Origin of the sequence: Streptomyces sp. ITFR-6 (assembly GCF_031844725.1) — a bacterium.
Lineage (GTDB): Bacteria > Actinomycetota > Actinomycetes > Streptomycetales > Streptomycetaceae > Streptomyces.
Genome location: NZ_CP134612.1, coordinates 4169425 through 4193723 on the forward strand (window position 1 = coordinate 4169425; position 24299 = coordinate 4193723).

General features: G+C 71.6%; 24 protein-coding genes. 15 read left to right on the forward strand and 9 right to left on the reverse strand.

Annotated elements, in window-relative coordinates:
* The first annotated feature begins 64 nt into the window (after positions 1 to 64).
* The 4 genes from RLT59_RS18865 to RLT59_RS18880 all read left to right on the forward strand — a co-directional run bounded on the left by RLT59_RS18865 (position 65) and on the right by RLT59_RS18880 (position 3420).
* The gene (locus tag RLT59_RS18865; RefSeq protein ID WP_073733281.1) at positions 65 to 412 is read left to right on the forward strand and encodes a winged helix-turn-helix transcriptional regulator; all 348 of its coding nucleotides are present in this window, start codon (positions 65 to 67) and stop codon (positions 410 to 412) included.
* 152 nt (positions 413 to 564) lie between these two features.
* Positions 565 to 2016, forward strand: a complete 1452-nt coding sequence (locus tag RLT59_RS18870; protein WP_311304478.1) for a DUF2252 domain-containing protein — start codon at positions 565 to 567, stop codon at positions 2014 to 2016.
* Between the two features lie 58 nt (positions 2017 to 2074).
* Positions 2075 to 3028 (forward strand): J domain-containing protein, encoded by a 954-nt coding sequence (locus RLT59_RS18875; RefSeq protein ID WP_311304479.1) that lies wholly within the window; start codon positions 2075 to 2077, stop codon positions 3026 to 3028.
* Positions 3029 to 3075: 47 nt separating this feature from the next.
* The gene (locus RLT59_RS18880) at positions 3076 to 3420 is read left to right on the forward strand and encodes a rhodanese-like domain-containing protein (protein WP_311304480.1); all 345 of its coding nucleotides are present in this window, start codon (positions 3076 to 3078) and stop codon (positions 3418 to 3420) included.
* 82 nt (positions 3421 to 3502) lie between these two features.
* Here the strand turns inward: RLT59_RS18880 and RLT59_RS18885 are convergent, their stop codons facing one another.
* The 6 genes from RLT59_RS18885 to paaA all read right to left on the reverse strand — a co-directional run bounded on the left by RLT59_RS18885 (position 3503) and on the right by paaA (position 8416).
* Positions 3503 to 4663, reverse strand: a complete 1161-nt coding sequence (locus tag RLT59_RS18885) for an acyl-CoA dehydrogenase family protein (protein WP_311307774.1) — start codon at positions 4661 to 4663, stop codon at positions 3503 to 3505.
* A 147-nt stretch (positions 4664 to 4810) separates the two neighbouring features.
* Positions 4811 to 5869: a 2Fe-2S iron-sulfur cluster-binding protein gene (locus RLT59_RS18890; protein ID WP_311304481.1), complete on the reverse strand. Its 1059-nt coding sequence runs from the start codon at positions 5867 to 5869 to the stop codon at positions 4811 to 4813.
* Entirely contained in the window at positions 5870 to 6376 is a 507-nt protein-coding gene (gene paaD, locus RLT59_RS18895) for a 1,2-phenylacetyl-CoA epoxidase subunit PaaD (protein WP_311304482.1), read from the reverse strand.
* Positions 6370 to 7071 carry a 1,2-phenylacetyl-CoA epoxidase subunit PaaC gene (paaC, locus tag RLT59_RS18900; RefSeq protein WP_311304483.1) on the reverse strand — a complete coding sequence of 234 codons (702 nt, stop codon included), beginning with the start codon at positions 7069 to 7071 and terminating at the stop codon, positions 6370 to 6372. Before paaC ends, paaD begins: the two co-directional genes overlap by 7 nt.
* Positions 7068 to 7358 carry a 1,2-phenylacetyl-CoA epoxidase subunit PaaB gene (gene paaB, locus RLT59_RS18905; RefSeq protein ID WP_311304484.1) on the reverse strand — a complete coding sequence of 97 codons (291 nt, stop codon included), beginning with the start codon at positions 7356 to 7358 and terminating at the stop codon, positions 7068 to 7070. The genes paaC and paaB overlap by 4 nt, the downstream gene beginning before the upstream one ends.
* Entirely contained in the window at positions 7355 to 8416 is a 1062-nt protein-coding gene (gene paaA / locus RLT59_RS18910) for a 1,2-phenylacetyl-CoA epoxidase subunit PaaA (protein WP_311304485.1), read from the reverse strand. The genes paaB and paaA overlap by 4 nt, the downstream gene beginning before the upstream one ends.
* 114 nt (positions 8417 to 8530) lie before the next feature.
* On the opposite strand from paaA, the gene RLT59_RS18915 reads away from it, so the two are divergent.
* From RLT59_RS18915 to RLT59_RS18925, 3 genes are all read left to right on the forward strand, one after another.
* Positions 8531 to 9421 carry a DUF5819 family protein gene (locus RLT59_RS18915; protein WP_311304486.1) on the forward strand — a complete coding sequence of 297 codons (891 nt, stop codon included), beginning with the start codon at positions 8531 to 8533 and terminating at the stop codon, positions 9419 to 9421.
* 68 nt (positions 9422 to 9489) lie between these two features.
* Positions 9490 to 10779, forward strand: coding sequence for an HTTM domain-containing protein (locus tag RLT59_RS18920; protein ID WP_311304487.1), 1290 nt, complete (start codon positions 9490 to 9492; stop codon positions 10777 to 10779).
* Between the two features lie 101 nt (positions 10780 to 10880).
* The gene (locus tag RLT59_RS18925; RefSeq protein ID WP_311307775.1) at positions 10881 to 11534 is read left to right on the forward strand and encodes a TrmH family RNA methyltransferase; all 654 of its coding nucleotides are present in this window, start codon (positions 10881 to 10883) and stop codon (positions 11532 to 11534) included.
* A gap of 288 nt (positions 11535 to 11822) precedes the next feature.
* Here RLT59_RS18925 and paaN read toward each other — a convergent pair whose 3' ends face one another.
* Entirely contained in the window at positions 11823 to 13523 is a 1701-nt protein-coding gene (gene paaN / locus RLT59_RS18930; protein WP_311304488.1) for a phenylacetic acid degradation protein PaaN, read from the reverse strand.
* 123 nt (positions 13524 to 13646) lie between these two features.
* Here paaN and RLT59_RS18935 point away from each other — a divergent pair, with 123 nt between their 5' ends.
* A complete protein-coding gene (locus RLT59_RS18935) occupies positions 13647 to 14234 on the forward strand; it encodes a TetR/AcrR family transcriptional regulator (RefSeq protein ID WP_311304489.1) in 588 nt (195 codons plus the stop codon).
* A gap of 111 nt (positions 14235 to 14345) precedes the next feature.
* Here RLT59_RS18935 and RLT59_RS18940 read toward each other — a convergent pair whose 3' ends face one another.
* A complete protein-coding gene (locus RLT59_RS18940) occupies positions 14346 to 14852 on the reverse strand; it encodes an Lrp/AsnC family transcriptional regulator (RefSeq protein ID WP_311307776.1) in 507 nt (168 codons plus the stop codon).
* A gap of 236 nt (positions 14853 to 15088) precedes the next feature.
* Here RLT59_RS18940 and pdhA point away from each other — a divergent pair, with 236 nt between their 5' ends.
* The 7 genes from pdhA to RLT59_RS18975 all read left to right on the forward strand — a co-directional run bounded on the left by pdhA (position 15089) and on the right by RLT59_RS18975 (position 23486).
* Positions 15089 to 16252 carry a pyruvate dehydrogenase (acetyl-transferring) E1 component subunit alpha gene (pdhA, locus tag RLT59_RS18945; RefSeq protein ID WP_311304490.1) on the forward strand — a complete coding sequence of 388 codons (1164 nt, stop codon included), beginning with the start codon at positions 15089 to 15091 and terminating at the stop codon, positions 16250 to 16252.
* Positions 16249 to 17280, forward strand: coding sequence for an alpha-ketoacid dehydrogenase subunit beta (locus tag RLT59_RS18950; RefSeq protein ID WP_311304491.1), 1032 nt, complete (start codon positions 16249 to 16251; stop codon positions 17278 to 17280). Before pdhA ends, RLT59_RS18950 begins: the two co-directional genes overlap by 4 nt.
* Positions 17280 to 18668, forward strand: coding sequence for a dihydrolipoamide acetyltransferase family protein (locus tag RLT59_RS18955; RefSeq protein WP_311304492.1), 1389 nt, complete (start codon positions 17280 to 17282; stop codon positions 18666 to 18668). The genes RLT59_RS18950 and RLT59_RS18955 overlap by 1 nt, the downstream gene beginning before the upstream one ends.
* A gap of 102 nt (positions 18669 to 18770) precedes the next feature.
* Positions 18771 to 19619 carry an NTP transferase domain-containing protein gene (locus tag RLT59_RS18960; protein WP_311304493.1) on the forward strand — a complete coding sequence of 283 codons (849 nt, stop codon included), beginning with the start codon at positions 18771 to 18773 and terminating at the stop codon, positions 19617 to 19619.
* On the forward strand, positions 19616 to 21277 hold the full coding sequence (locus RLT59_RS18965; RefSeq protein ID WP_311304494.1) for a molybdopterin molybdotransferase MoeA: 1662 nt from the start codon (positions 19616 to 19618) through the stop codon (positions 21275 to 21277). Before RLT59_RS18960 ends, RLT59_RS18965 begins: the two co-directional genes overlap by 4 nt.
* A 20-nt stretch (positions 21278 to 21297) precedes the next feature.
* Positions 21298 to 22371: a potassium channel family protein gene (locus RLT59_RS18970; protein WP_311307777.1), complete on the forward strand. Its 1074-nt coding sequence runs from the start codon at positions 21298 to 21300 to the stop codon at positions 22369 to 22371.
* A 125-nt stretch (positions 22372 to 22496) separates the two neighbouring features.
* Positions 22497 to 23486, forward strand: a complete 990-nt coding sequence (locus tag RLT59_RS18975) for an NAD(P)H-quinone oxidoreductase (protein WP_311304495.1) — start codon at positions 22497 to 22499, stop codon at positions 23484 to 23486.
* A 151-nt stretch (positions 23487 to 23637) separates the two neighbouring features.
* Here RLT59_RS18975 and RLT59_RS18980 read toward each other — a convergent pair whose 3' ends face one another.
* Complete coding sequence (locus RLT59_RS18980; RefSeq protein WP_311304496.1) at positions 23638 to 24186, reverse strand: bacterial proteasome activator family protein; 549 nt, start codon at positions 24184 to 24186, stop codon at positions 23638 to 23640.
* Positions 24187 to 24299 lie beyond the last annotated feature (113 nt).

Below are 24299 nucleotides of genomic sequence, written 5' to 3' on the forward strand. Positions count from 1 at the left end.
CCTAGTGATAACATAGTGCCTTACTAATCGTAAGTCCCTTGTGATGGCGCAGTACCCTGGGCGTATGGCGGATCACAGCGAGCAGGCGTGCCGACGGGTCGACGTGAGCATCAGCCGCGTCTTCGAGCTGTTCGGCAAGCGCTGGACGGGGCCGATCGTCTCCGTACTGATGCAGCAGCCCGTGCACTTCGCCGATCTGCGGCGAGCGATTCCCGGCATCAGCGAGCGCATGCTCTCGGACCGGCTGTCCGAACTGGGGACGGCGGGGCTGGTGGTCCGGGAGGTGGACGAGGGGCCGCCGCTGCGGGTCTCGTACCGCCTGACCCAGGCCGGCGCCGCGATGGAGCCCGCGCTCAAGGAACTGGGGCGTTGGGCGGAGACGCATCTGACGGACGGCGGGGGCGACTGCTAGGTCCGGCGTGCCGGGGGTTTTCCACAGGTGCTCTGAGCCGTCATCCACAGGGGGAGACGGCTGCCGGTGAACGGCGGTACCTTCGTCAGCAGTTGATGTTGGACCGGGGCGCCGGACGGCGGTTTCGGGCGAGGCCGGGGGAGCTGCGCGCCATGGGTGAGATCGAAGCGACGGTGCCGGTACAGCGGGCCGCGGAGGGGGGTCCGCGCATTCCGGTCGTGCCCGGATTCGCCCGGCGCGGGTACCCGAAGGGGCCCGGTGGCCCGCAGTCGCCGCGGGGCGCGGGCAAGGCGCTGCGTGCGCGTGTGCCCCGGTCCTCGCACGCGTCGCTGGTCCTGCCCGGGGGCAGGCCCGACGCGGTCCGGGCGGTCGAGGAGTCGAACCGGGGCCGGGTGCCCGAGCTCACGCCGATCCGGGTGGGGCGGATGGCGGCCACCCCGTTCGCCTTTCTCCGGGGTTCGGCGGGGCTGATGGCCCACGATCTGGTGGGCACCCCCGTCACGGGTGTGGCGGCCCAGCTCTGCGGTGACGCCCACGCGGCCAACTTCGGTCTGTACGGCGATGCGCGCGGCAACCTGGTCATCGACCTGAACGACTTCGACGAGACCGTGACCGGGCCGTGGGAGTGGGATCTCAAGCGCCTGGCCACCTCACTGGTGCTCGCGGGCCGTGAGGCCGGCGCGGACGAGGAGACGTGCCGCAGGGGCGCGTACGACACGGTGGGCGCCTACCGGCGGACGATGCGGCTCCTGGCCAAGCTGCCCGCGCTCGACGCCTGGAACGCCATCGCGGACGAGGAGCTCGTCTCGCACACGGACGCGCGTGATCTCCTCGGCACGCTGGAGCGGGTCTCCGAGAAGGCCCGCAACAACACCAGCGCCCGCTTCGCCGCGAAGTCCACGGAGGAGTCGGGGGACGGCGGACGCCGATTCGTCGACGCACCGCCGGTGCTGCGCCGGGTGCCGGACGCGGAGGCCGCGGCCGTGGCGGCGGGGCTCGGTGACTATCTGGGCACCGTCTCACCGGACCGGGTGCCGCTGCTCGCCCGGTACGCGATCCACGATGTGGCGTTCCGGGTGGTCGGCACGGGGAGCGTGGGCACCCGCTCCTATGTGGTGCTGCTGCTGGATCACCGGGGCGAGCCGCTGGTGCTTCAGGTGAAGGAGGCCAGGCCCTCGGTGCTGGCTCCCCATCTGCCGGCTGCCGGGTTCGAGGTGCCGGCGGTGGGGCACGAGGGGCGCCGGGTGGTGCTCGGGCAGAGGAGGATGCAGGTCGTCAGCGACATCCTGCTCGGCTGGACGACCGTGGACGGGCGGCCCTTCCAGGTGAGGCAGTTCAGGAACCGCAAGGGCAGCGTCGACCCGGCGGCCCTCGCCGCCGACCAGGTCGACGACTACGGCCGGATGACCGGCGCGCTGCTGGCCCGTGCGCACGCGCACAGCGCGGACCCGAGGCTCATAGCGGGCTACTGCGGCAAGAACGACGAGCTGGACGAGGCGTTGGCCGCGTTCGCGGTGACCTACGCGGACCGTACGGAGGCGGATCACGCCGAGCTCGTGCGGGCGATCGCCGCCGGTCGGACAGAGGCAGAGCCGGGGGTGTGACATCCGTTGTGCGGACCGCGCGTCTCCGGGGCGTCGCCCGTGGCCATACGCTGGACGGGTGACCCACGAAGCCGCCGGGGTGCCGACCACCCGGAACGACGATGACCGGCAGGACGACGACCGGCAGGACCAGGACCGGCAGGACGAGCGGCCCGGCCGCCCGGATGACGCGCGCGCCGAGACCGCTCCTCCCGCCGGGGCGTCGGCCGACGGCGCCGACGGCGGGCCTGCCGAGCAGCCGCGGCCCGAGGCGCGTCTCGCGCATGCCGTGCGGGTCGCTGAGCAGGCCCTGATCGAGTTCGAGATCGCGGTGGAGACCTTCCGGGTGGAGGTGGAGAACTTCTCCCGGCTGCATCACCAGCGGCTGGGCCCGATGTACACGCGTCTCGACGAGCTCGACGCTCAGATCGCGGAGGCGCGGGCCGCGAGGACCGGTGACCCCGAGGATCTGCGCAAGGCGCAGGAGGCGCGGGCGGTCGTGATGCCCATGCCGGGTGTGGACGAGCTGTTCCACGACTGGATGGACTCCGACGGGCTCTCCCCCGAGGCGAGCGCGATGCTGACGGAGCAGCCCGTCCGGCCGCCGAAGCGGGTCCGGCCGACCGAGGAGGCCCGCAAGCTGTACCGCGAGCTGGCGCGCAAGGCCCATCCGGATCTGGCCCAGGACGAGGAGGAACGGGCCCGCCGGGACGAGTTCATCACCCGCGTCAACGCCGCGTACGGGCGTGGGGACGAGGAACTGCTCAAGGAGCTGGCCCAGGAGTGGGCGGCCGGACCGGCCGCTCCGGAGGCCGAGCTTGGGGAGGCCGACGAGCTCTACGCCCGGCTGAACTGGCTGACCCAGCGCAAGGAGCTGCTGACGGTGCTTGCGCAGGAGCTGGAGCAGAGCGCGATCGGCGCCATGCTGCGGATGGCGCCCGACGATCCGGATCACCTGCTCGAAGAGATCGCGGATCAGCTGCTGGGCGAGGTGGCGCAGCGTGAGGCGGAGCTGGCAGCCCTGGTGCAGTAGCGTTTCCGGGGATTTCGGAGCGTAACCAACGAAAGAAGGCGTGACCCATGAATTTCGGCCCGCTCCCCACGGTCGATGTGACGGCGGTGCCGGCGGACGGCCTCGTGCTGGACGTACGGGAGGACGAGGAATGGGCGGCCGGGCACGTCGACGGCGCCCTGCACATTCCGATGAGCGGCTTCGTGGGCCGCTCCGGTGAGCTCACGGAGGCGGCGGAGGACGGTCGGCGCGTGCATGTGATGTGCCGGGTCGGCGGCCGGTCCGCCCAGGTCACCCAGTACCTGGTGCAGCAGGGCATCGACGCCGTGAACATCGACGGCGGAATGCTCGCCTGGGACGCCGCCGGTCGCCCGATGGTCACCGACAGCGGAAACCCTGCCTTCGTCGCCTGACCGTCCGCCGCCTGGGGCCCGGGTGGCTGCGAAACCGGATGGGCTCTTCCGGTTTCCCGGCGGCCCCGGTGGCGGTGCGGGGTCAGTCCAGGGAGTGCGCGGCCAGCAGGTCGCCCAGAGCCTCCTCGTGGGCGGCGGCCGGGCCTAGGGAGAGCTCGATCTGCTTCGCCCAGGCGTGGAAGCGGTGCAAGGGGTAGTCGGTGTCCGCGCCGAAGCCGCCGTGCAGGTGCTGTGCCGTCTGCACGACCCGGCGGACCCCGTCCGACGCCCAGATCTTCGCGACGGCGACATCGCCCGCGGGCGGCAGCGCGCCACCCCCGCCGGTCGCGATCCGCCAGGCGGCCTGCCAGAGGGTGACCTCCATGGCCCGCAGGTCGATGTAACGGTCGGCGGCCTGTACGGCGACGGCCTGGAAGGTCGCCACCGGGAAGCCGAACTGCTCGCGCTTTCCGGTGTACTCACTCGTCATGGCGAGCACGGCCTCACCCAGCCCCAGCGCGAGCGCGCAGGTTCCGGTGGTGAGCAGTGCGTGCAGCCACTCCCAGGCGCCGACGGCGTCGATCAGCTCGCGGGGCGCGATCCGTACCGCGTCCAGCCGTACCTCACCGAACAGTTCACCGCTGGTGGAGACCTGCTCCGCGACGGTGAGGCCGTCGTGGACGCGCCGGACCATGGCCACGACGGCGCGGCCGTCCCCGGTGTGGGCGGGCACCGCGATCCAGTCGGCGGTCTGCGCCCACGGAACAGCCGACTGCACGCCGTCCAGCACCCAGCCGGCTTCCGGGCTGTCTCCCTCGTGCCCGGTGCCGTCCGGGCGGGCGGTGACGGCGAGTTCGGCCGGATCGTGGCCGGTGCGCCCGTTGGCTCCGACGGTGAGGACGAGCTCACCGCGGCCGACGCCGGGCAGCAGCTCGGCGGCCAGCCCCTGGTCCCCGTACCGCTGGAGCGCCATCGCGACCGCGCACGTCTCCAGCAGCGGGACCCGGGCGAGGACCTTCGCGGACTCGCGCAGCACCAGGCAGAGCGTGATCAGGTCGAGGCCGGCCCCGCCGTGCTCGGGCGAGAGTGTCAGGCTCAGCAGATCCCCGGCGGCGAGCCGGGCCCACAGCGGCCTGTCGATGTCCTCGGCCACCGCACCCGGTACGAGTGCGGGGCTGGGAACCGCGTCGGGCGCGACGCCCGAGAAGACGGCCCGTGCCGCCTCCGCGGCTGCCTGCTGTTCCTCGGTGTAGGTGAAGTCCACTGTCCTGGCCTCCCGCGAACCGCTGTGCCCGTGCTGGACCTGACGGTGCGTCAAGATAGAACAGGTTCTACAAAAAGGGAACAGGCGCGGTGCGGTTCGGTGCTGCCCGGTGCGGGGGCGGGTGCGCCGTGTGGCGCGCTCACGTGCTCACCGGTCGAAGTCGAGTTCCACCTCCCCGGTCACCGGATGGGACTGGCAGGCCAGTACATAGCCGGCGCCCGTCTCTTCCGGTTCGAGCGCGAAGTTGCGGTCCATCCGCACCTCGCCCGAGACCAGGAAGGCCCTGCACGTACCGCACACGCCCCCCTTGCAGGCGTACGGCGCGTCCGAGCGGCTGCGGAGCACCGTCTCCAGCAGCGATTCGCCCTCCTGCACGGGCCACTTGCCCGAGCGGCCGTCCAGGGTCGCCGTGAGCATGCTGTCCGCCGGAGCCTCGATCCGGGGGCGGGCCGCGGCGCCGGGCCCGTCGTCGACGTGGAAGATCTCCTGGTGGATCCGGGCCCGCTCGACCCCCAGGCCGTGCAGCGCGCCCTCGGCGGCCCGCACCAGGCCGAGCGGGCCGCACAGATACCAGCCGTCCACATCGGCCACCGGGAGCAGCGCGGGCAGCAGTCCGGTGAGCCGGTCGCGGTCCAGCCGGCCCGAGGGGAGACCGGCCTGCTGCTCCTCCCGGGAGAGCGCGGTGACCAGCTGGAACCGGTCCGGATAGCGGTCCTTGAGGTCAGCCACCTCGTCCAGGAACATCGTCGACGCGGCGGTCCGGTCGCTGCGGATCAGGCAGAACGAGGCGTCGGGTTCCCGCGCCAGCAGCGTCGCCGCGATGGACAGCACCGGGGTGATCCCGCTGCCGCCCACGACCGCCGCGAACTGCCCGGCTCGCGGGGTGAGCACGAAGCGGCCCATCGGGGGCATCGCCTCGACCTGGTCGCCGACCGCGAGCTCCTTCAGCGCGTAGGTGGAGAACGCGCCGCCGTCGACGAGCCGGATGCCCACCCGCAGGCGCGGCTCGGCCGGCTGCTCGGTGGCCGGTGCGCAGATCGAGTACGAGCGGCGGACCTCCTCACCGTCGACGGTGTAGCGGACATTGAGGTGCTGGCCGGGTCTGTGGCGGAAGGTCTCGCGCAGATCCGGCGGCACGGTGAAGTCGACAGCGACCGAATCGTCCGTGAGCCGTTCGATCGCGCTGACCCGGAGCGGATGGAACATCTACAACTCCTTGAAGTGGTCGAACGGTTCGCGGCATGACACACACCTGCGCAGCGCCTTGCAGGCGGTGGACGAGAACCGGCTCAGCAGCTCCGTATCGGTGGAGCCGCAGTGCGGGCAGCGCACCGAAAGGGCGAGCGGCACGGGTCCGGCGGCGGGCGAGGCCGTGCTGTGCGACCGAGGAGGCGCTATGCCGAACTCGGTTAGCTTGCGGCGCCCTTCCGCGCTGATGTCGTCCGTCGACCAGGCCGGGGTGAGGACGGTGACCACGGAGACCTCGGTCATGCCGTGGTCGAGCAGCACGCGCTCGATGTCCGTGGACATCGTCTCTATCGCGGGGCAGCCGGTGTAGGTGGGGGTGAGGCGGACCATGACGCGGCCCGGTGCCAGCACCTCCACACCCCGGAGCACGCCCAGCTCCTCCAGGGTCAGCACCGGCAGCTCCGGGTCGGGGACGGAGCCGGCGAGGCCGCGCAGCTCGTCCTCCAGCGCCGTACGGGTCACCATGACGCCCCCGGGTGACTGCGGTGCAGGTGCTGCATCTCGGCGATCATCCGGCCGAAGTGCTCTGTGTGGATGCCCTGGCGGCCCGCTCCGGCCGTCCAGGCGCCGGACTGCGGGCCGGTCGGCACGGTCAGCGTGGCCCGCTCCAGAACGGTGGTGACGGAGGCCAGCCAGTTGCCCCGCAGGGCGTTCCAGTCCACCTCGACGCCTTCGACGGGCTGGGACAGCTCACCGGTGAAGCGCCACAGCGCGTCCACCGCGCGCTGCATCCGGTCGTGGCTCTCCGGCGTGCCGTCACCGAGGCGCAGGGTCCACTGCTCGGCATGGTCCCGGTGGTAGGCGACCTCCTTGACGGCCTTCGCCGCGATGCCCGCGAACTCGCCGTCACCGGCCGCCAGCCGCTCGTACAGCCGGTGCTGGTGGACGGAGAAGAAGAGCTGGCGGGCGATGGTGTGGGCGAAGTCGCCGTTCGGCTGCTCGACCAGCTGGACGTTGCGGAAGGCGCGCTCCTCGCGCAGATACGCCAGCTCGTCCTCGTCCCCGACGAGGGAGAGCAGCAGGCGGGCCTGGCCCAGCAGGTCCAGGGCGATGTTGGCGAGGGCCACCTCCTCCTCCAGCACGGGGGCGTGGCCCGCCCACTCCCCCAGCCGGTGCGACAGCACCAGCGCGTCGTCGCCCAGGGCGAGGGCCGCGGTCACAGGTGCTTCACCCCCTCCGGGATCTTGTAGAACGTGGGGTGCCGGTAGGGCTTGTCCCCGGCCGGCTCGAAGAACGTGTCCTTCTCGTCCGGCGAGGACGCCGTGATCTGGGTGGACGGCACCACCCAGACGGAGACACCTTCGGACCGGCGTGTGTACAGATCGCGTGCGTTGCGCAGCGCCATCTCGGCGTCCGGGGCGTGCAGGCTGCCGGCGTGGGTGTGGGAGAGGCCACGCCGCGAGCGCACGAACACCTCCCACAGTGGCCATTCGGTCGAGCTGCTCATGCTGTCGCCTCCCCGTTCGGTACGACCGTCGTCTGCGTCGTGGACGTCTGTTGCGCCCGTTGCGTCTGTTGCGTCTGCTGTTCTTGTTGTTTCTGTGCGTAGGAGGCGGCTGCCTCGCGGACCCAGGCGCCTTCCTCGTGTGCCCGGCGGCGCTGGCTGAGGCGCTCCTCGTTGCACGGGCCGTTGCCCTTCAGGACCTCCTGGAACTCCGTCCAGTCGATCGCCCCGAAGTCGTGCTGACCGCGCTCCTCGTCCCACCGGAGGTCCGGGTCGGGGAGGGTGAGGCCCAGCACCTCCGCCTGCGGGACGCAGATGTCGACGAAGCGCTGCCGCAGCTCGTCGTTGGAATGACGCTTGATCTTCCAGGCCATCGACTGGGCGGAGTGCGACGAGGCGTCGTCCGGCGGGCCGAACATCATCAGGGACGGCCACCACCAGCGGTTCACCGCGTCCTGGGCCATCTCGTGCTGGGCGGCCGTGCCGCCGCTGAGGGCCAGCAGCAGTTCGTAGCCCTGGCGCTGGTGGAAGGACTCCTCCTTGCAGATGCGGACCATCGCGCGGGCGTAGGGGCCGTAGGAGCAACGGCACAGGGGCACCTGGTTGGTGATCGCCGCCCCGTCCACGAGCCAGCCGATCGCGCCCACGTCCGCCCAGGTCAAGGTGGGGTAGTTGAAGATCGACGAGTAGCGCTGGCGGCCCGCGTGGAGCTTGTCGAGCAGCTCCTCGCGGCCGGTGCCGAGGGTCTCGGCCGCGCTGTAGAGGTAGAGGCCGTGTCCCGCCTCGTCCTGCACCTTGGCGATCAGGATCGCCTTGCGGCGCAGCGAGGGCGCGCGGGTGATCCAGTTGGCCTCGGGCTGCATGCCGATGATCTCGGAGTGGGCGTGCTGGGCCATTTGCCTGACCAGCGAGGCGCGGTAGGCATCGGGCATCCAGTCGCGCGGCTCGATGCGCTCGTCGGCCGTCACCGCGGCGTCGAAGGCCGCCACCAGGGCCCCGTCCGCCCCATCGGTGCTGCCCGCTGTCGCCTGCGCTGCCTGGCCCGCAGTCAATGCCGCCATCCCGGACTCCCTACCGACCGATCGTTCGGTTCAATGTCTTCAATGGTGAGTCTGCGGCCCGTAGGGTGTCAACCCTGTGGATAACTGACCGGGATCGACGGGGATCGGGGCGGGATGGATTCGTACGACGACAGGGGCGTCGGCGGCAGGGACGGACGCGTTGCCGGTCCCGATTCGGGGGACGTTCCAACGGTTCCCGATCCTCGTGCGGAGCCCGGCCCCGGTGCCGAGCCCGGTACCCGTGCGGAGCCCGATCCGGAGCCGAGTCCGAGCCCGAGCCAGAGCCCGATACCTAGTCCGGGTCCGGGTCCGGGTACGGACCCTCGCGGAGACGCTGGTTCGGAGTCCCGTTCCGGAATGGCCGGGCTGTCGTTTCCCTACCAGGTCGCCGCCGCTGTGGCGCTCTCGGTGATCGGGCTGGTCACCTGCACTCAGCTGGCGATGGTGTTTCTGCACGTCGCCCCCTCCAACACCCTGACCAAGCAGCACGGCAAGGGTGTGGACGAATGGATCTATCCGGAGTTCGAGCAGAACTGGAAGCTCTTCGCCCCCAATCCGCTGCAGCAGAACGTCGCCGTGCACGTGCGAGCTGAGATAGCCGGTCCCGACGGCCGTCGGACCACCCCCTGGATGAGCCTCTCGGGCGAGGACGGCAAGGCGATACGCGGCAATCCGCTGCCCAGCCACGTCCAGCAGAACGAACTCCGCCGGGGCTGGGACTTCTACCTCGGGTCCCACGACAGCAAGAACCGGGCCAACGGACTGCGCGGCACCCTCTCCGAGCAGTACATCCGCCGGATAGTCATGCTGCGCCTCGGCGAACACGACTACGGCGGCACCGTCGAACGGATCCAGGTCCGCTCCGAGGTGCGGTCCGTCGCGGCGCCTCCGTGGAGCGACGAGAAGATCAGTACGAAACCGTCCTACCGGGTGCTGCCGTGGTGGAACGTCACCGCAGCCGACCTCCCCGAGGGCTCGGCGGACCTGAAGGAGACGGACCAGTGAGCACGCCCGGACCAGTGAGCACGCCTGGATCAGTGAGCGCGCCTGGACCCAGCAGCACGCTCGGACCAGTGCGCCGGCCCCGCCGCGCGCGTGGGCTCGCCCGCGGTATCCAGCGCATCACCGCCTCGTCCCTCGGCCCGTACCAGAGCGCCGTCATCCGGATCGGCTTCTCCGCCACCTACCTGCTGTTCTTGCTGCGGGAGCTGCCGCACCGGCACGAGATGTACGGCCCCGACGCCCCGTGGCGCTGGGACATGGCGGAACAGCTGATCTCGAACAACCAGGCGTTCACCACCCTCATGTGGACGGACAGCACCGTCTGGTTCGAGATCGTGTACGCGCTGGCGCTGATCGCCGCCGCGCTGCTGCTGGTGGGCTGGCACACCCGCGCCATGTCCGTCCTGTTCATGGTGGGAGTGCTGTCGCTGCAGAACCGCAGCATCTTCATGGGCGACGGCGGTGACAACGTCCTGCACCTGATGGCGATCTATCTGGTGCTGACCCGGTGCGGGCAGGTCTGGTCGCTGGACGCCCGCCGCGCGGCGCGCCGAGCTCGGGCGGCGCTGACGGCGGACGGGGGCGCCGACGGGGTCGTGGACGGGAGCGTGGACACGGACAAGGGCGGGCGCTCGCCGCGTGGGGATGTGGCCGGTCCGCTGCTGTGGATGGCGTACGGAGCCGTGCTCGTCTGGGCCACGGGGACGGACCACCTGGGCGGAACCGTGTGGCTGCCGGTGCTGTTCTGGATTCTGTGGACCGGGCATGGCGTCTGGTGGGCCGTGAACCGGTACGCGCCGCACAGCGAGCCGCGCACCCTGCTCGACGTCATCGCCAACCTCGCGCACAACGCCACCCTCGTCGTGATCATGGCCGAGGTCTGTCTGATCTACTCCACCGCCGGCTGGTACAAGATCCAGGGGTCGAGGTGGCAGGACGGCACGGCGCTGTACTTCCCGCTCCAGCTCCACTACTTCACGCCGTGGCCCGCCCTCTCGGACCTCCTCGCATCGAGCGGGGTGATGGTGATGGTGCTGACGTACGCCACGGTCATCGTGCAGGTCGCGTTCCCCTTCACCCTGTTCAACCGGCGGGTCAAGAACGTCCTGCTCGTCGTGATGATCGGGGAGCACGCCGGTATCGCCCTGCTGCTGGGTCTGCCCTTCTTCTCGATGGCCATGATCGCCGCGGACGCCGTCTTCCTGCCGACCGTCTTCCTGGTGTGGCTGGGGGGCCGGGCGGCCCTCGGGCGGGAAATGCTGTCCCGGGGGCGTGGCAAGGTCCCGCCACCCCGGGACGGGGCCGAGGACCGGGAGGCACCGGAGCACAGCGGCAGCGGGGGCCATACGCTCGTCGGGTGAGCAGCGAGACCGGTAACACCGGCAGTACGAGTGGTGCCAGCGGTACCAGCGGTACCAGCGGTACCAGCGGTACCAGTAGGAATGCGTCGACCGATGAGTACGTGGTGGACGAGCCGGCTCAGTACGACGACGGGTTCGGGACGGAGATCGGTGTCGGGCCGCACCCGCTGCCCTGGCCCGTGGGCGAGCGTTACGACCCCGAGCTGCTCGCCCACGGCGACCGGCGCAATGTGGGCGACGCGTACCGGTACTGGACCCGGGAGGCGATCGTCGCCGATCTGGATCTACGGCGGCACGATTTCCATGTGGCGGTGGAGAACTGGGGCCACGACTTCAATATCGGCTCCGTGGTGCGCACCGCGAACGCCTTCCTCGCCAAGGAGATCCACATCGTGGGGCGGCGGCGCTGGAACCGGCGCGGGGCGATGGTCACCGACCGCTACCAGCATGTCCGCCACCACCCCGACACCGCGGATCTGACCGCCTGGGCCGCGGCCGCGGGGCTGCCGATCATCGGTATCGACAATCTGCCGGGTGCCGTGCCGCTGGAGCGGACCGAGCTGCCGCGGCGGTGCGTGCTGCTGTTCGGGCAGGAGGGGCCGGGGCTGACCGAGGAGGCGCGGAAGCACGCCTCGATGGTGTGCTCGATCGCGCAGTTCGGGTCGACGCGGTCGATCAATGCGGGGGCGGCTGCGGCGATTGCGATGCATGCGTGGGTGCAGCGGCATGCGGATATTCCTGGGGCGGGGGTGTAGGGCGGGCCTGGGGCGGGGGCCCGGGGGTGGGCTTGGGCGTCGGGGCGGGTGCGGGTGGGGCCTGCGGCCGGCCTTCCCCTACCCGCCCCTTCCCGTAACCGGGGGCTCTGCCCCCGGGCCCCCGGGCCCCCGGGCCCCCGGGCCCCCGGGCCCCCGGGCCCCCGGGCCCCCGGGCCCCCGGGCCCCCGGGCCCCCGGGCCCCCGGGCCCCCGGGCCCCCGGGCCCCCGGTCCTCAAACGCAGGACGGGCTGGATTTGCGGGCGGGCGGGCTGGATTCGCGGTGGGTGGTCAGCGTTGGCGGCGGACTTCCAGGGTGCGGAAGCGGTTGGAGACGAAGGCCCCGTCGCACAGGGCCGCGTTGGCCGCGGGGTTGCCGCCCGAGCCGTGGAAGTCGGAGAACGCCGCGGTCTGGTTCACGTACACCCCGCTCGTCAGGTTCAGCGAGAGCTGGGCCGACTCGTCCAGGCAGACGTCCACCAGTGCGCTCTCGACCTCCGGTGACGTGGTGTACGCGCCCACCGTCATCGCGCCCTTGTCGCGGACCGTCCGGCGCAGGAGCTCCACGGCGTCGGCCGTCGAGTCGACCGCGACGGCGAACGAGACCGGGCCGAAGCACTCCGACAGGTAGGGGGAGTCCTCGTCCGGCTTGGCGCCGTCCAGCTTGACGATCAGGGGCGTACGGACCACCGCCTCCGGGAAGTCCGGGTTGGCCACTTCCCTTGGGGGCAGGGCGACTTCGCCCAGCTGTGCGGCGGCCTCCAGACGGGCCCGCACCTCCGGGTTGACCAGGGAGCCGAGGAGGGCGTTGGCCCGTGCGTCGTCACCCAGGAGGCCGGTGACCGCCGCGGCGATGTCGACGACCACGTCGTCGTACGTCTTGTCACCGATGTCCGTCGTGATGCCGTTGCGCGGAATCAGCAGGTTCTGCGGGGTGGTGCACATCTGGCCGCTGTAGAGGGAGAGCGAGAACGCCAGGTTGGAGAGCATGCCCCGGTAGTCGTCCGTGGAGTCGAGGACGATCGTGTTGACCCCGGCCTTCTCCGTGTAGACCTGCGCCTGAAGGGCGTTGGCCTCCAGCCAGTCACCGAACGCGGTGGACCCGGTGTAGTCGATGATCCGGATCTCCGGGCGGAGCGCCAGGGTCTTGGCGATGCCCTCGCCGGGCCGCTCGGCGGCAAGGGCGACCAGGTTGGGATCGAAGCCCGCCTCGGTGAGCACCTCACGCGCCAGCTGGACCGTGAGGGCCAGCGGAAGCACCGCGCGGGGATGCGGCTTGACCAGGACGGGATTGCCGGTGGCGAGGGAGGCGAAGAGGCCCGGGTAGCCGTTCCACGTGGGGAAGGTGTTGCAGCCGATCAGCAACGAGACACCACGGCCCGCCGCGGTGAACGTCTTGTGCAGCTCGATCGGATCGCGCTTGCCCTGCGGCTTGGACCAGTCCGCGGTGCGCGGGGCGCGGGCCTGCTCCTCGTACGCGTACGCCACCGCCTCCAGGCCGCGGTCCTGGGCGTGCGGGCCACCGGCCTGGAACGCCATCATGAAGGCCTGGCCGCTGGTGTGCATCACCGCGTGGCCGAACTCGTGGGTGCGGGCGCTGATCCGGGCCAGGATCTCCAGACAGACCAGGGCCCTGGTCTCGGGGCCCGCCTCGCGCCAGGCCGGCATTCCCGCGCGCATCGCCGGGATCAGGACATCCGGATCGGCGTGCGGATACTCGACGCCGAGCTCCGGCCCGTACGGGGAGGTCTCCCCGCCCGTCCACCCGTCGGTGCCCGGCTGGCCGAGGTCGATACGGGTGTTGAGCACGGCGTCGAAGGCGGCCTTGCCCTCGGCGGCACCCAGGCTGCCGGGGGCGCCGCCCTCGCCGTACGCCTTCGGGTGCTCGGGGTGCGGGGACCAGTACGCACGCGAGCGGATCGCGTCGAGGGCCCGGTCGAGCGTGGGGCGGTGCTTCTCGGTCAGCAGGTGCGGGGAGAGCTCGGCGGCCATGACGGACCAACTCCTCATCGAGCTGGGCAGGGACGGGCGGACAGAGTTAGAGTAACCGAACGATCGGTCGGGACAAGGGGCCCCACGAAACCTGTGGATAACCCGTAGGGGAGGATCGCTGGCATGACCACGGCCAAGCGGGACACGTACACCCCGGAGACTCTGCTCACCGTCGCCGTCCGTGTCTTCAACGAGCGCGGCTACGACGGCACGTCCATGGAGCACCTCTCGAAGGCGGCGGGGATCTCCAAGTCGTCCATCTACCACCACGTGTCCGGCAAGGAGGAACTGCTGCGGCGAGCGGTCAGCCGGGCGCTGGACGGGCTCTTCGGAATCCTCGAAGAACCGGGTGCGACGCGTGGTCGCGCGATCGCGCGCGTCGAGTACGTCACCCGCCGTACGGTCGAGGTACTGATAGCCGAAATCCCCTACGTCACGCTGCTGCTGCGGGTGCGGGGCAACACGAAGACGGAGCGCTGGGCGCTGGATCGGCGGCGCGAGTTCGACCAGCGGGTGGGCGATCTGCTGAAGTCCGCGGTCGCGGACGGCGATCTCCGCTCCGACGTGGACATACGCCTTGCGACCCGGCTGCTCTTCGGCATGGTCAACTCGCTGGTGGAGTGGTACCGGCCGTTGCCCGACGGTGGTGCGGAGCGGGACCAGCTGGCGGACACCGTCGTGCGTCTCGCCTTCGACGGGATGAAGTCCTAGCGAGGCCGGAGCGCCCCCGGGGCGGGCCCTCCCCGGGCCGGAGCGTTCCCGGGTCGGAGCATCCCCGGGCCGAGCCTCCGGTTTGGGGCTCCGGGCCGAAGCTGCCGGGCCTCAGGTGAGCTCCGTGGGGCGGTCCGGTCCCGGGGCCAGGTCCGTCTCCTCGAACACCAGCAGGGTGCGGGTCGAGAGCACCTCCGGGATGGACTGGATCCTGGTCAGCACCAGATCGCGCAGTGACTGGTTGTCCTGCGTGTGCACCAGCAGCAGGACATCGAAATCGCCGCTGACCAGCGCGATGTGGGTGGCTCCCGGCAGCGCCTGGAGCTGCTCGCGGACGGTGCGCCAGGAGTTCTGGACGATCTTGAGCGTGATGTAGGCGGAGGCCCCCTGCCCCGCCCGCTCGTGGTTGACCCGCGCGCTGAAGCCGCGGATCACCCCGTCATCCATGAGCCGGTTGATCCGGGCGTAGGCGTTGGCGCGTGACACGTGAACGCGATCGGCCACCGACCGTATCGAGGCCCGGCCGTCCGTCTGGAGCAACCGGACGATGGCGCGGTCGGTGGAGTCGAGCGGCCGTGCCGGAGGGGTTCTGCCGGGGTCCTCGCCCCCCTCGGCCATTTGTTCAGCTGCCATGTTCCCGCGCCTCCCTGTCCTGGACGAGCTGTCTCCATCCCAGGCTGTGGAGAACCGTTTGTCCACAGGCTGATGGTGCCTGTAGCCAAAATGCGCTCGCGACCGAACAATCGGTAGGTGAGACGCACCACAGTCGCGCCTCACGCAGTCGTTGATATTTCTACATATTTCGGCACCCCGCGACACCCATAGATGCCCCTCGATGCCAGGAGGTGCTTGTCATGACGGTCCAAGAGCTGCCCGGCGCGGCCGCCTACCAGCCCACTCCGCCCCCGGCGTGGAAGCCGCTCACCGACCCGGCGCCGCTGCTCCCGGACCCCGAGCCGTACCGCGTGCTCGGTACGGACGCCGCGGCCGACGCAGACCCCGAGCTGCTGCTGCGGCTCTACGCCGAACTGGTGCGCGGCCGGCGGTACAACGCCCAGGCGACCGCCCTCACCAAGCAGGGGCGGCTCGCGGTCTACCCGTCGAGCACCGGCCAGGAGGCCTGCGAGATCGCGGCCGCCCTGGTGCTGGAGGAGCGGGACTGGCTCTTTCCCAGCTACCGCGACACGCTCGCGGCCGTGGCGCGCGGGCTGGACCCGGTCGAGGCGCTGACGCTGCTGCGTGGTGACCGGCACACCGGCTACGACCCGCGCGAGCACCGCATCGCCCCGCTCTGCACCCCGCTCGCCACCCAGCTGCCGCACGCGGTGGGTCTGGCGCACGCGGCGCGGCTCAAGGGTGACGACGTGGTCGCGCTCGCCTTGGTGGGCGACGGCGGCACCAGCGAGGGTGATTTCCACGAGGCGCTGAATTTCGCCGCCGTGTGGAAGGCCCCGGTCGTCTTCCTCGTGCAGAACAACGGCTTCGCCATCTCCGTACCGCTGGCCAAGCAGACCGCGGCACCCTCCCTGGCGCACAAGGCCGTGGGATACGGGATGCCGGGCCGGCTGGTCGACGGGAACGACGCGGCGGCCGTGCACCAGGTGCTCTCCGAAGCGGTCGAGCGGGCCAGGAGCGGCGGCGGCCCGACGCTCGTCGAGGCCATCACCTACCGCATGGACGCGCATACGAACGCCGATGACGCGACCCGCTACCGCGGCGACAGCGAGGTCGAGGCGTGGCGGGCGCACGATCCGGTCCGGCTCATGGAGCGTGAGCTGACCGCTCGCGGTCTGCTCGGAGATGACGGCATCGAGGAGGCGCGGTCGGCAGCGGAGCGGATGGCGGCCGCGCTGCGCGAGCGGATGAACGCGGATCCGGTGCTCGACCCGATGGATCTCTTCGCCCAGGTGTACGCGGAGCAGACCACGCAGCTGCGCGAGCAGGCGGCCCAGCTGCGCGTCGAGATGGACGCGGAGAACGGGCAGCACGGCACGGACGACGGGGGAGCAGGGCGATGACCACCGCAGCGGCCACGGCCACCGGGCGGACGGCGAAGGCCAAACCCGCCACCATGGCGCAGGCCCTCGGGCGCGCGCTGCGCGACTCGATGGCCGAGGACCCCTCCGTGCACGTCCTCGGGGAGGACGTCGGGACGCTCGGCGGCGTCTTCCGGATCACCGACGGCCTGGCGAAGGAGTTCGGCGAGGACCGTTGCACGGACACCCCGCTGGCCGAGGCCGGCATCCTCGGGGCGGCCGTCGGCATGGCGATGTACGGGCTGCGGCCCGTCGTCGAGATGCAGTTCGACGCCTTCGCCTATCCGGCGTTCGAGCAGCTCATCAGCCATGTCGCCAAGATGCGGAACCGGACCGGCGGCGCCATGCCGCTGCCGATCACCGTCCGGGTGCCCTACGGCGGCGGCATCGGTGGCGTCGAGCACCACAGCGATTCCTCGGAGGCGTACTACATGGCGACCCCCGGTCTCCATGTCGTCACACCCGCCACGGTCGATGACGCCTACGGGCTGCTGAGGGCCTCGATCGCCTCCGACGACCCGGTGGTCTTCCTGGAGCCCAAGCGGCTCTACTGGTCGAAGGCGGACTGGTCGCCGCAGGCGCCCGCCGCCGTGGAGCCCATCGGGCGGGCCGTCGTGCGCCGGAGCGGACGCAGCGCGACCCTGATCACGTACGGGCCCTCGCTGCCCGTCTGCATGGAAGCCGCTGAGGCGGCGGTCGGGGAGGGCTGGGACCTCGAAGTCGTCGATCTGCGCTCGCTGGTGCCGTTCGACGACGAGACGGTGGCCGCGTCCGTGCGGCGTACCGGGCGGGCGGTCGTCGTCCACGAGTCCACCGGTTTCGGCGGTCCGGGCGGCGAGATCGCGGCGCGGATCACCGAGCGCTGCTTCCACCACCTGGAGGCGCCGGTGCTGCGCGTCGCCGGTTTCGACATCCCGTATCCGCCGCCCATGCAGGAACGGCACCACCTGCCGGGCGTGGACCGGGTGCTCGACGCCGTCGCGCGACTGCAGTGGGAGGCGGAGCACTGATGCCGCAGGTACTCGAATTCAAGCTTCCGGATCTCGGCGAGGGTCTGACCGAGGCCGAGATCGTGCGCTGGCTGGTGGAGGTCGGCGACGTCGTCGCCATCGATCAGCCGGTCGTCGAGGTCGAGACGGCCAAGGCGATGGTGGAGGTGCCGTGCCCGTACGGGGGCGTGGTCACCGCACGGTTCGGTGAGGAGGGCAAGGAACTGCCGGTCGGGGCACCGTTGCTGACGGTCGCGGTCGGGTCCGTCGAGCCGGAGCCGTCCGGGAGTACGGAGGCCGCGGAGGCGGAGCCGTCCGGGTCCGGCAATGTGCTGGTGGGGTACGGGACCGGCGCACCGCCGGTCCGCCGGAGGCGGGTCCGGCCGGAGGGACTCTCGGCACCGGCCCCCGCGACTGTTGCTCCTGCGGCTCCCTCGGCTCCTGCGGCTCCTGTCACTGCTGTTGCTTCTGTTGCTCCTCCTGTTGTTTCCGCTGCTTCCGGTGCGTCGGACGGAGTACGGGGGCCGGTCGCCGTCGTCTCCCCGCTGGTGCGCAAGCTCGCGCGGCAGCACGACCTCGATCTGCGGCAGCTCGCCGGCTCCGGGCCCGATGGGCTGATCCTGCGCGCCGATGTGGAGTCCGCCATCCGGTCCGGGACCGAGACCCAGCAGGAGGCCGCAGCGACGGAACCGGCAGCCGTACACCCCGCCGGTGAGCGCGTTCCGCTGCGAGGCGTACGGGGCGCGGTCGCCGACAAGCTGGCGCGCAGCCGGCGCGAGATCCCCGACGCCACCTGCTGGGTGGACGCCGATGCCACCGAGCTGATGGCAGCCAGAGCGGCGATGAACGGCGCCGGTGGTTCCGGCGCGGGGCCGAAGGTGTCGGTGCTCGCGCTGCTTGCCCGCATCTGCACCGCAGCCCTGGCCCGGTACCCGGAACTGAACTCCACGGTGGACCAGGAAGCGCGGGAGATCGTGCGGCTGCCCGGTGTGCACCTCGGGTTCGCGGCCCAGACCGAGCGGGGGCTCGTCGTCCCCGTCGTACGGGACGCGCACGCGCGCAGCACCGAGTCGATCGGGGCCGAGATCACCAGGCTCACCGAGGCCGCCAGGACGGGAACGCTGAAGCCGGCGGAGCTGACCGGAGGCACGTTCACGCTCAACAACTACGGGGTGTTCGGGGTGGACGGATCCACGCCGATCATCAACCACCCGGAGGCGGCGATGCTCGGCGTCGGCCGCATCGTCCCCAAGCCGTGGGTGCACGAGGGCGAGCTGGCCGTGCGGAAGGTCGTCCAGCTCTCGCTGACCTTCGACCACCGGGTCTGCGACGGCGGCACGGCGGGAGGCTTCCTGCGCTACGTGGCCGACTGCGTGGAACAGCCGGCGGTGCTCCTGCGGACGTTGTAGGTTCCCCGGCCCGGAAGGTTCCCCGGCCCGGAAGGTTCCCCGGCCCGGAAGGTTCCCCGGCCCGGAAGGTTCCCCGACCCGGACGGCACGCATACTCGGGGCATGACCGCGTATGACGCCATCGTCCTCGCCGGGGGTGCCGCGAAGCGGCTCGGCGGTGCTGACAAGCCGGGGCTCCGGGTCGGTGGCCGTGCGCTGCTCGACCGGGTGCTCTCGGCCTGCTCCGATGCCGGGACCACGGTGGTGGTCGGGGGCAGGCGGCCCACCGCGCGTGCGGTGACCTGGGCACGCGAAGAGCCCCCGGGCGGGGGTCCGCTGGCCGCGCTCGACGCCGGGGTGCGGCACACCGGGGCGGAACGCCTTCTGGTGCTCTCCACAGATCTGCCCTTCCTGGGGGCGGACACGGTCGGGGCCCTGCTGGCAGCCGCCGGCCTGGATGACGCGGAGGGCGCCGTCTGCACCGACGGGGACGGCCGCGACCAGCCGCTGGTGGCCGTCTACCGTGCGGAGCCGCTGCGCAGGGAGCTGGCGCTGCTCGCCGCGGAGCACGGTGGACTCGCCGGACTGCCGCTGCGGTTGCTGACGCACGAGCTGCGGCTTTCCCGGGTGGCGGCGGACCCGCTCGCCTCGTTCGACTGCGACACCTGGGAGGACATCGCTTCGGCCAGGGCCCGCATCAGAGAACATGGGAGTGTGCTGGACGAATGGATCACCGCAGTCAAGAACGAACTGGCTATCGAACTCGACGTCGACACCGCCGTCCTGCTCGACCTCGCCCGTGACGCCGCCCACGGTGTCGCCAGGCCCGCCGCGCCCCTGACGACCTTCCTGGTCGGCTACGCGGCGGCGAAGGCGAGCAGCGACGGGGGCGGGGCCGAGGCGGTGGCCGAGGCCGCCCGCAAGGCCGCCGCGCTCGCTCTCCGCTGGGCGGACGAGACCGGGACGCCATGAAGGGCCGCAGCGGCAGTACCGGGCGCCCCCCGGCTGCCGCGAAGAGCCCGTCCGGAGGCGCCGGGGCCGCCGGGTCTCCCGAGTCCGCTGAGTCCGTCGAACCCTCTGATTCCCTCGATTCCCTTGAATCCCCCGAGCCGCCCGACTCCGCCGATGCCGATGCCGATGCCGATGCCGAAGCGCGGCGGGTATCCAGGGCCAGGGCCAGGGCCGATGCCGATGCCGACGAGGAGCGGGCGGTCGCGCAGGCCCTCGCGCTGGTGGGCCGACAGCCGGGCCCCGACCCGCACCCCGACCCGCACCCCGGCCCGTACCGCGACCCAGCCCCCGGTGCCGCGCCTGTCGGCAGCCCCGGCACCGGCCCGCGTCCTGACCCGGGCCCCGCCCCCCGGCGTATCCGAGCGACCCAGTGGGGCGAGGCGCGAGCCGTCGCGGCCCGTGCCGGGCTGGGGTTTCCTCCCCGCACCGGGCGCGTCCCCCCCGATCAGGCGCTCGGCCATGTGCTGGCCGAACCGCTTGCCGCGCTCACCGATCTCCCGTCCTTCGACACCTCCGCCATGGACGGCTGGGCCGTCGCGGGACCGGGCCCCTGGCACGTCCGGCAGCACGAAGGCGTCCTCGCGGGCCGCGCCTGCCCCGCCCCGCTCCCGGACGGCGACGCCGTACGGATCGCCACCGGCGCCCGTATCCCGGCGGACGCGACCGCCGTCATCCGCAGCGAACACGCGGAGGCCGACGAGTCGAAAGGCCTGTTGTACGCGCGGCGGCAGGTGAGCCCCGGGCAGGACATCAGGCCGCGCGGCCAGGAGTGCCGGTCCGGGGAGCAACTCCTCCCCGCCGGAACGCTGGTGACGCCCGCCGTGCTCGGGCTGGCCGCCGCCGCCGGGTACGACGAACTGCTCATCCGCCCCAGGCCGCGCGTCGACGTCCTCGTCCTGGGCGACGAACTGCTGACGGCCGGGCTGCCCCACGACGGACTGATCCGTGACGCACTCGGCCCGATGATCGGCCCCTGGCTGCACGCCCTGGGCGCCGAGGTCTCCGCGCCCCGCCGACTCGGTGACGATGCGGAGGCACTCCGCCAGGCGCTCGTCCTCTCCGAGGCCGATCTGGTCATCACCACCGGAGGCACCGCCGCCGGGCCGGTCGACCATGTGCACCCCGTACTCGCCGATCTGGGGGCCGAACTGCTCGTCGACGGTGTCGCCGTCCGCCCCGGTCATCCCATGCTGCTGGCCCGGCTGCGGGCCGGAGGGCCGTATCTCGTGGGGCTGCCCGGCAACCCGCTGGCCGCCGTGTCCGGGCTCCTCACGCTTGCCGAGCCGCTGCTCAGCGGGCTGGCGGGCCGGACATCGCAGGATCTCTACCGCGTCGCGGTCCGTGACGACGTGCACGGCCACCCGCACGACACCCGGCTGGTCCCGGTCGTCTATCGCGTTGAAGCAGCCCCCAGCGGGCTCGCACAAGCCGGAACCAGCGGTGGGACAGACCACGTCGTACCCCTCCATTACAACGGTCCCGCCATGCTGCGCGGGATCGCCGCCGCGGACGGGCTGGCCGTCGTGGAGCCGGGCGGGGTACGGTCCGGCACCGAGGTGGAGATCCTCGATCTACCGTGGGCCCCGGCGACGCCGTGGACTGAAGGGTGTTTCACGTGAAACTTCCCGGCCATGACGCGATGGCCAGGCGCGCCGAGGAGCATGTCGTCCCCACCCGGGTGATGCTCCCCCGCCGGGTCGTCGACGGCCCCGCGCGCCAGGTCGCCAAACGGCTGATGATGGCGCTGATGGTGCTCGCCGCCACGGTGTTTATCGTCTGGATCGACCGCGGCGGCTACCACGACGCGGCCGACGGCAGCGTCGACCTGCTGGACGCCGTCTACTACGCGACGGTCACGCTCTCGACCACCGGGTACGGCGACATCACCCCGTACAGCGACGGAGCCCGGCTCATCAATGTGGTGTTCGTGACACCACTACGCGTGCTCTTTCTCATCATCCTGGTCGGCACCACCCTTGAGGTCCTCACGGAGCGGACCCGGGAGGACTTCCGGCTGAAGCGTTGGAGAACCCACTTGCGTGACCACACCATCGTCGTCGGCTTCGGCACGAAGGGCCGCTCGGCCATCCAGACCCTGTGCGCCACCGGGCTGCGGAAGGACCAGATCGTCATCGTCGATCCGGCGTCCAAGGTGATAGAGATCGCCAACGCCGAGGGGTTCACCGGGGTACTCGGGGACGCGACGCGCAGCGATGTGCTGCTGCGGGCCGAGGTGCAGAAGGCGCGTCAGATCATCATCGCCACCCAGCGCGACGACACGGCGGTGCTGGTCGCGCTGACCGCCCGCCAGCTCAACCGCGGGGCGAAGATCGTCGCCGCGGTGCGCGAGGAGGAGAACGCCCCGCTGCTGCGGCAGTCCGGTGCCGACGCCGTGATCACCAGTGCCAGCGCGGCCGGACGGCTGCTGGGCCTCTCCGTGCTGAGCCCCAGTGCGGGCACGGTGATGGAGGATCTGATCCAGCAGGGCAGCGGACTCGATCTGGTCGAACGGCCGGTGATAAAGGCCGAGGTGGGCAAGAACGTCCGGGAGACCGACGATCTCGTCGTGAGCGTTCTGCGCGGTCACCGGCTGCTCGGTTACGACGATCCGGCTGCCAGTCCCCTCCAGCTGACGGACCGCCTGATCACCATCGTGCGGGCCACGAACGAAGCGCCCCCGAGCCACACCCCGCCGACGGCCCCCCGCCCCTGACCCGACGGGAATCGGCCGCCCCTCCCCCCGACAGGCCCCGGCCCCTCACCCCATAGGACCCCACCGGCCCCGACCGGCCGCGCCTCGCGGGGTTCGTCCGCACGGCACGGAGTAGCCTCGCGGCCATGCATGCGATCACGATCCCCGAACCCGGTGGCCCCGAGGCGCTCGTATGGGCCGAGGTGCCCGATCCCGTACCCGGCGAGGGCGAGGTCCTCGTCGATGTCGTCTCCAGCGCGGTCAACCGTGCGGATGTGCTCCAGCGGCAGGGCTTCTACAACCCGCCGGCCGGCGCCTCGCCCTACCCGGGGCTGGAGTGCTCGGGCCGGATCTCCGCCATCGGCGCCGGTGTCACCGGCTGGTCGGTCGGCGACGAGGTGTGCGCGCTGCTGGCGGGCGGCGGTTACGCGGAGAAGGTCGCCGTCCCGGTCGGGCAGTTGCTCCCCGTACCGGCCGGACTGGACCTCGTCCTCGCCGCGGCGCTGCCCGAGGTGACCGCGACGGTCTGGTCGAACGTGTTCATGGTGGCGCACCTGCGCCCCGCCGAGACGCTGCTCGTGCACGGCGGGTCCAGCGGCATCGGCACGATGGCGATCCAGCTGGCCAAGGCGGTCGGAGCCCGGGTCGCGGTGACGGCGGGCGGGCCCGAGAAGCTGGAGCGCTGCGCGGAGCTGGGCGCCGACATCCTGATCGACTACCGGGAGCAGGACTTCGTCGAGGAGATCAGCCGGGCGACGGACGGGGCGGGCGCCGACGTCATCCTCGACATCATCGGCGCGAAGTACCTGGACCGGAACGTGCAGGCGCTCGCCGTCAACGGCCGGCTCGCGATCATCGGCCTCCAGGGCGGCGCCAAGGGCGAACTGAACCTCGGCGCCCTGCTGAGCAAGCGGGCCGCCGTCACCGCGACCTCGCTGCGCGGGCGCCCCCTCGCGGAAAAGTCCGCGATCGTCGCGGCCGTACGCGAGCACGTCTGGCCGCTCCTCACCGACGGCGTCGTACGGCCGGTGGTGGACCGGACGCTGCCGATGCCGGACGCGGCGGAGGCGCACCGGGTGATGGAGTCCAGCACCCACATCGGCAAGGTGCTCCTCCGCTCACCCGCAACGGCCTGAGCCCGCACCTGGCACCCCGACCCCGCACCGAAAGGGCCCGGCACACGGAGACCGTGTGCCGGGCCCTTCGAACGTCCTGGCTGGTCAGTACGGGTACGGGTACGGGTACGGATACGAGTACGGGGTTACGGGGTCAAGCGGGTGTCCGGGGTTACAGGTACGGGCCCGAGCGGATCGCTCCGTTCGGGTCCCCGCCGCCTTCCTCCTCCTCGTGGACCGTGCCCGGGGGCAGGGCGCGGCGCATCTGCTCCAGCTGTGCGCGGGCCGCCATCTGCTGGGCGAACAGTGCCGTCTGGATGCCGTGGAAGAGGCCCTCCAGCCAGCCCACCAACTGGGCCTGCGCGATCCGCAGTTCCGCCTCCGAGGGAACCGACTCCTCGGTGAACGGCAGCGAGAGCCGCTCCAGCTCCTCCACCAGCTCCGGCGCGAGGCCGTCCTCCAGCTCCTTGACCGAGCTGGCGTGGATCTCCTTGAGGCGGACGCGGCTGGCCTCGTCGAGAGGAGCCGCCCTGACCTCCTCCAGGAGCTGCTTGATCATGCTGCCGATGCGCATCACCTTCGCGGGCTGCTCGACCATCTCCGTCACCGGGATCTCGCGCGACTCGTCGTCAGTGCCACCGCCGCCGATCGCCATTCCGTCCTGTCCCACCACGAGGACTTGGGGGTGCTCCTGCGACCGTTCATTCCTCGGCATCTCCATGTCGTCCATTGTCTCGCACACCTGCGGTACAGCACTGTGGTGCCCCCGGAAACGTGAGATCCACCGTTTCCGAGGGCACCGGAGCCATGCCGGAGCGGCTGGTCAGCCCGCTG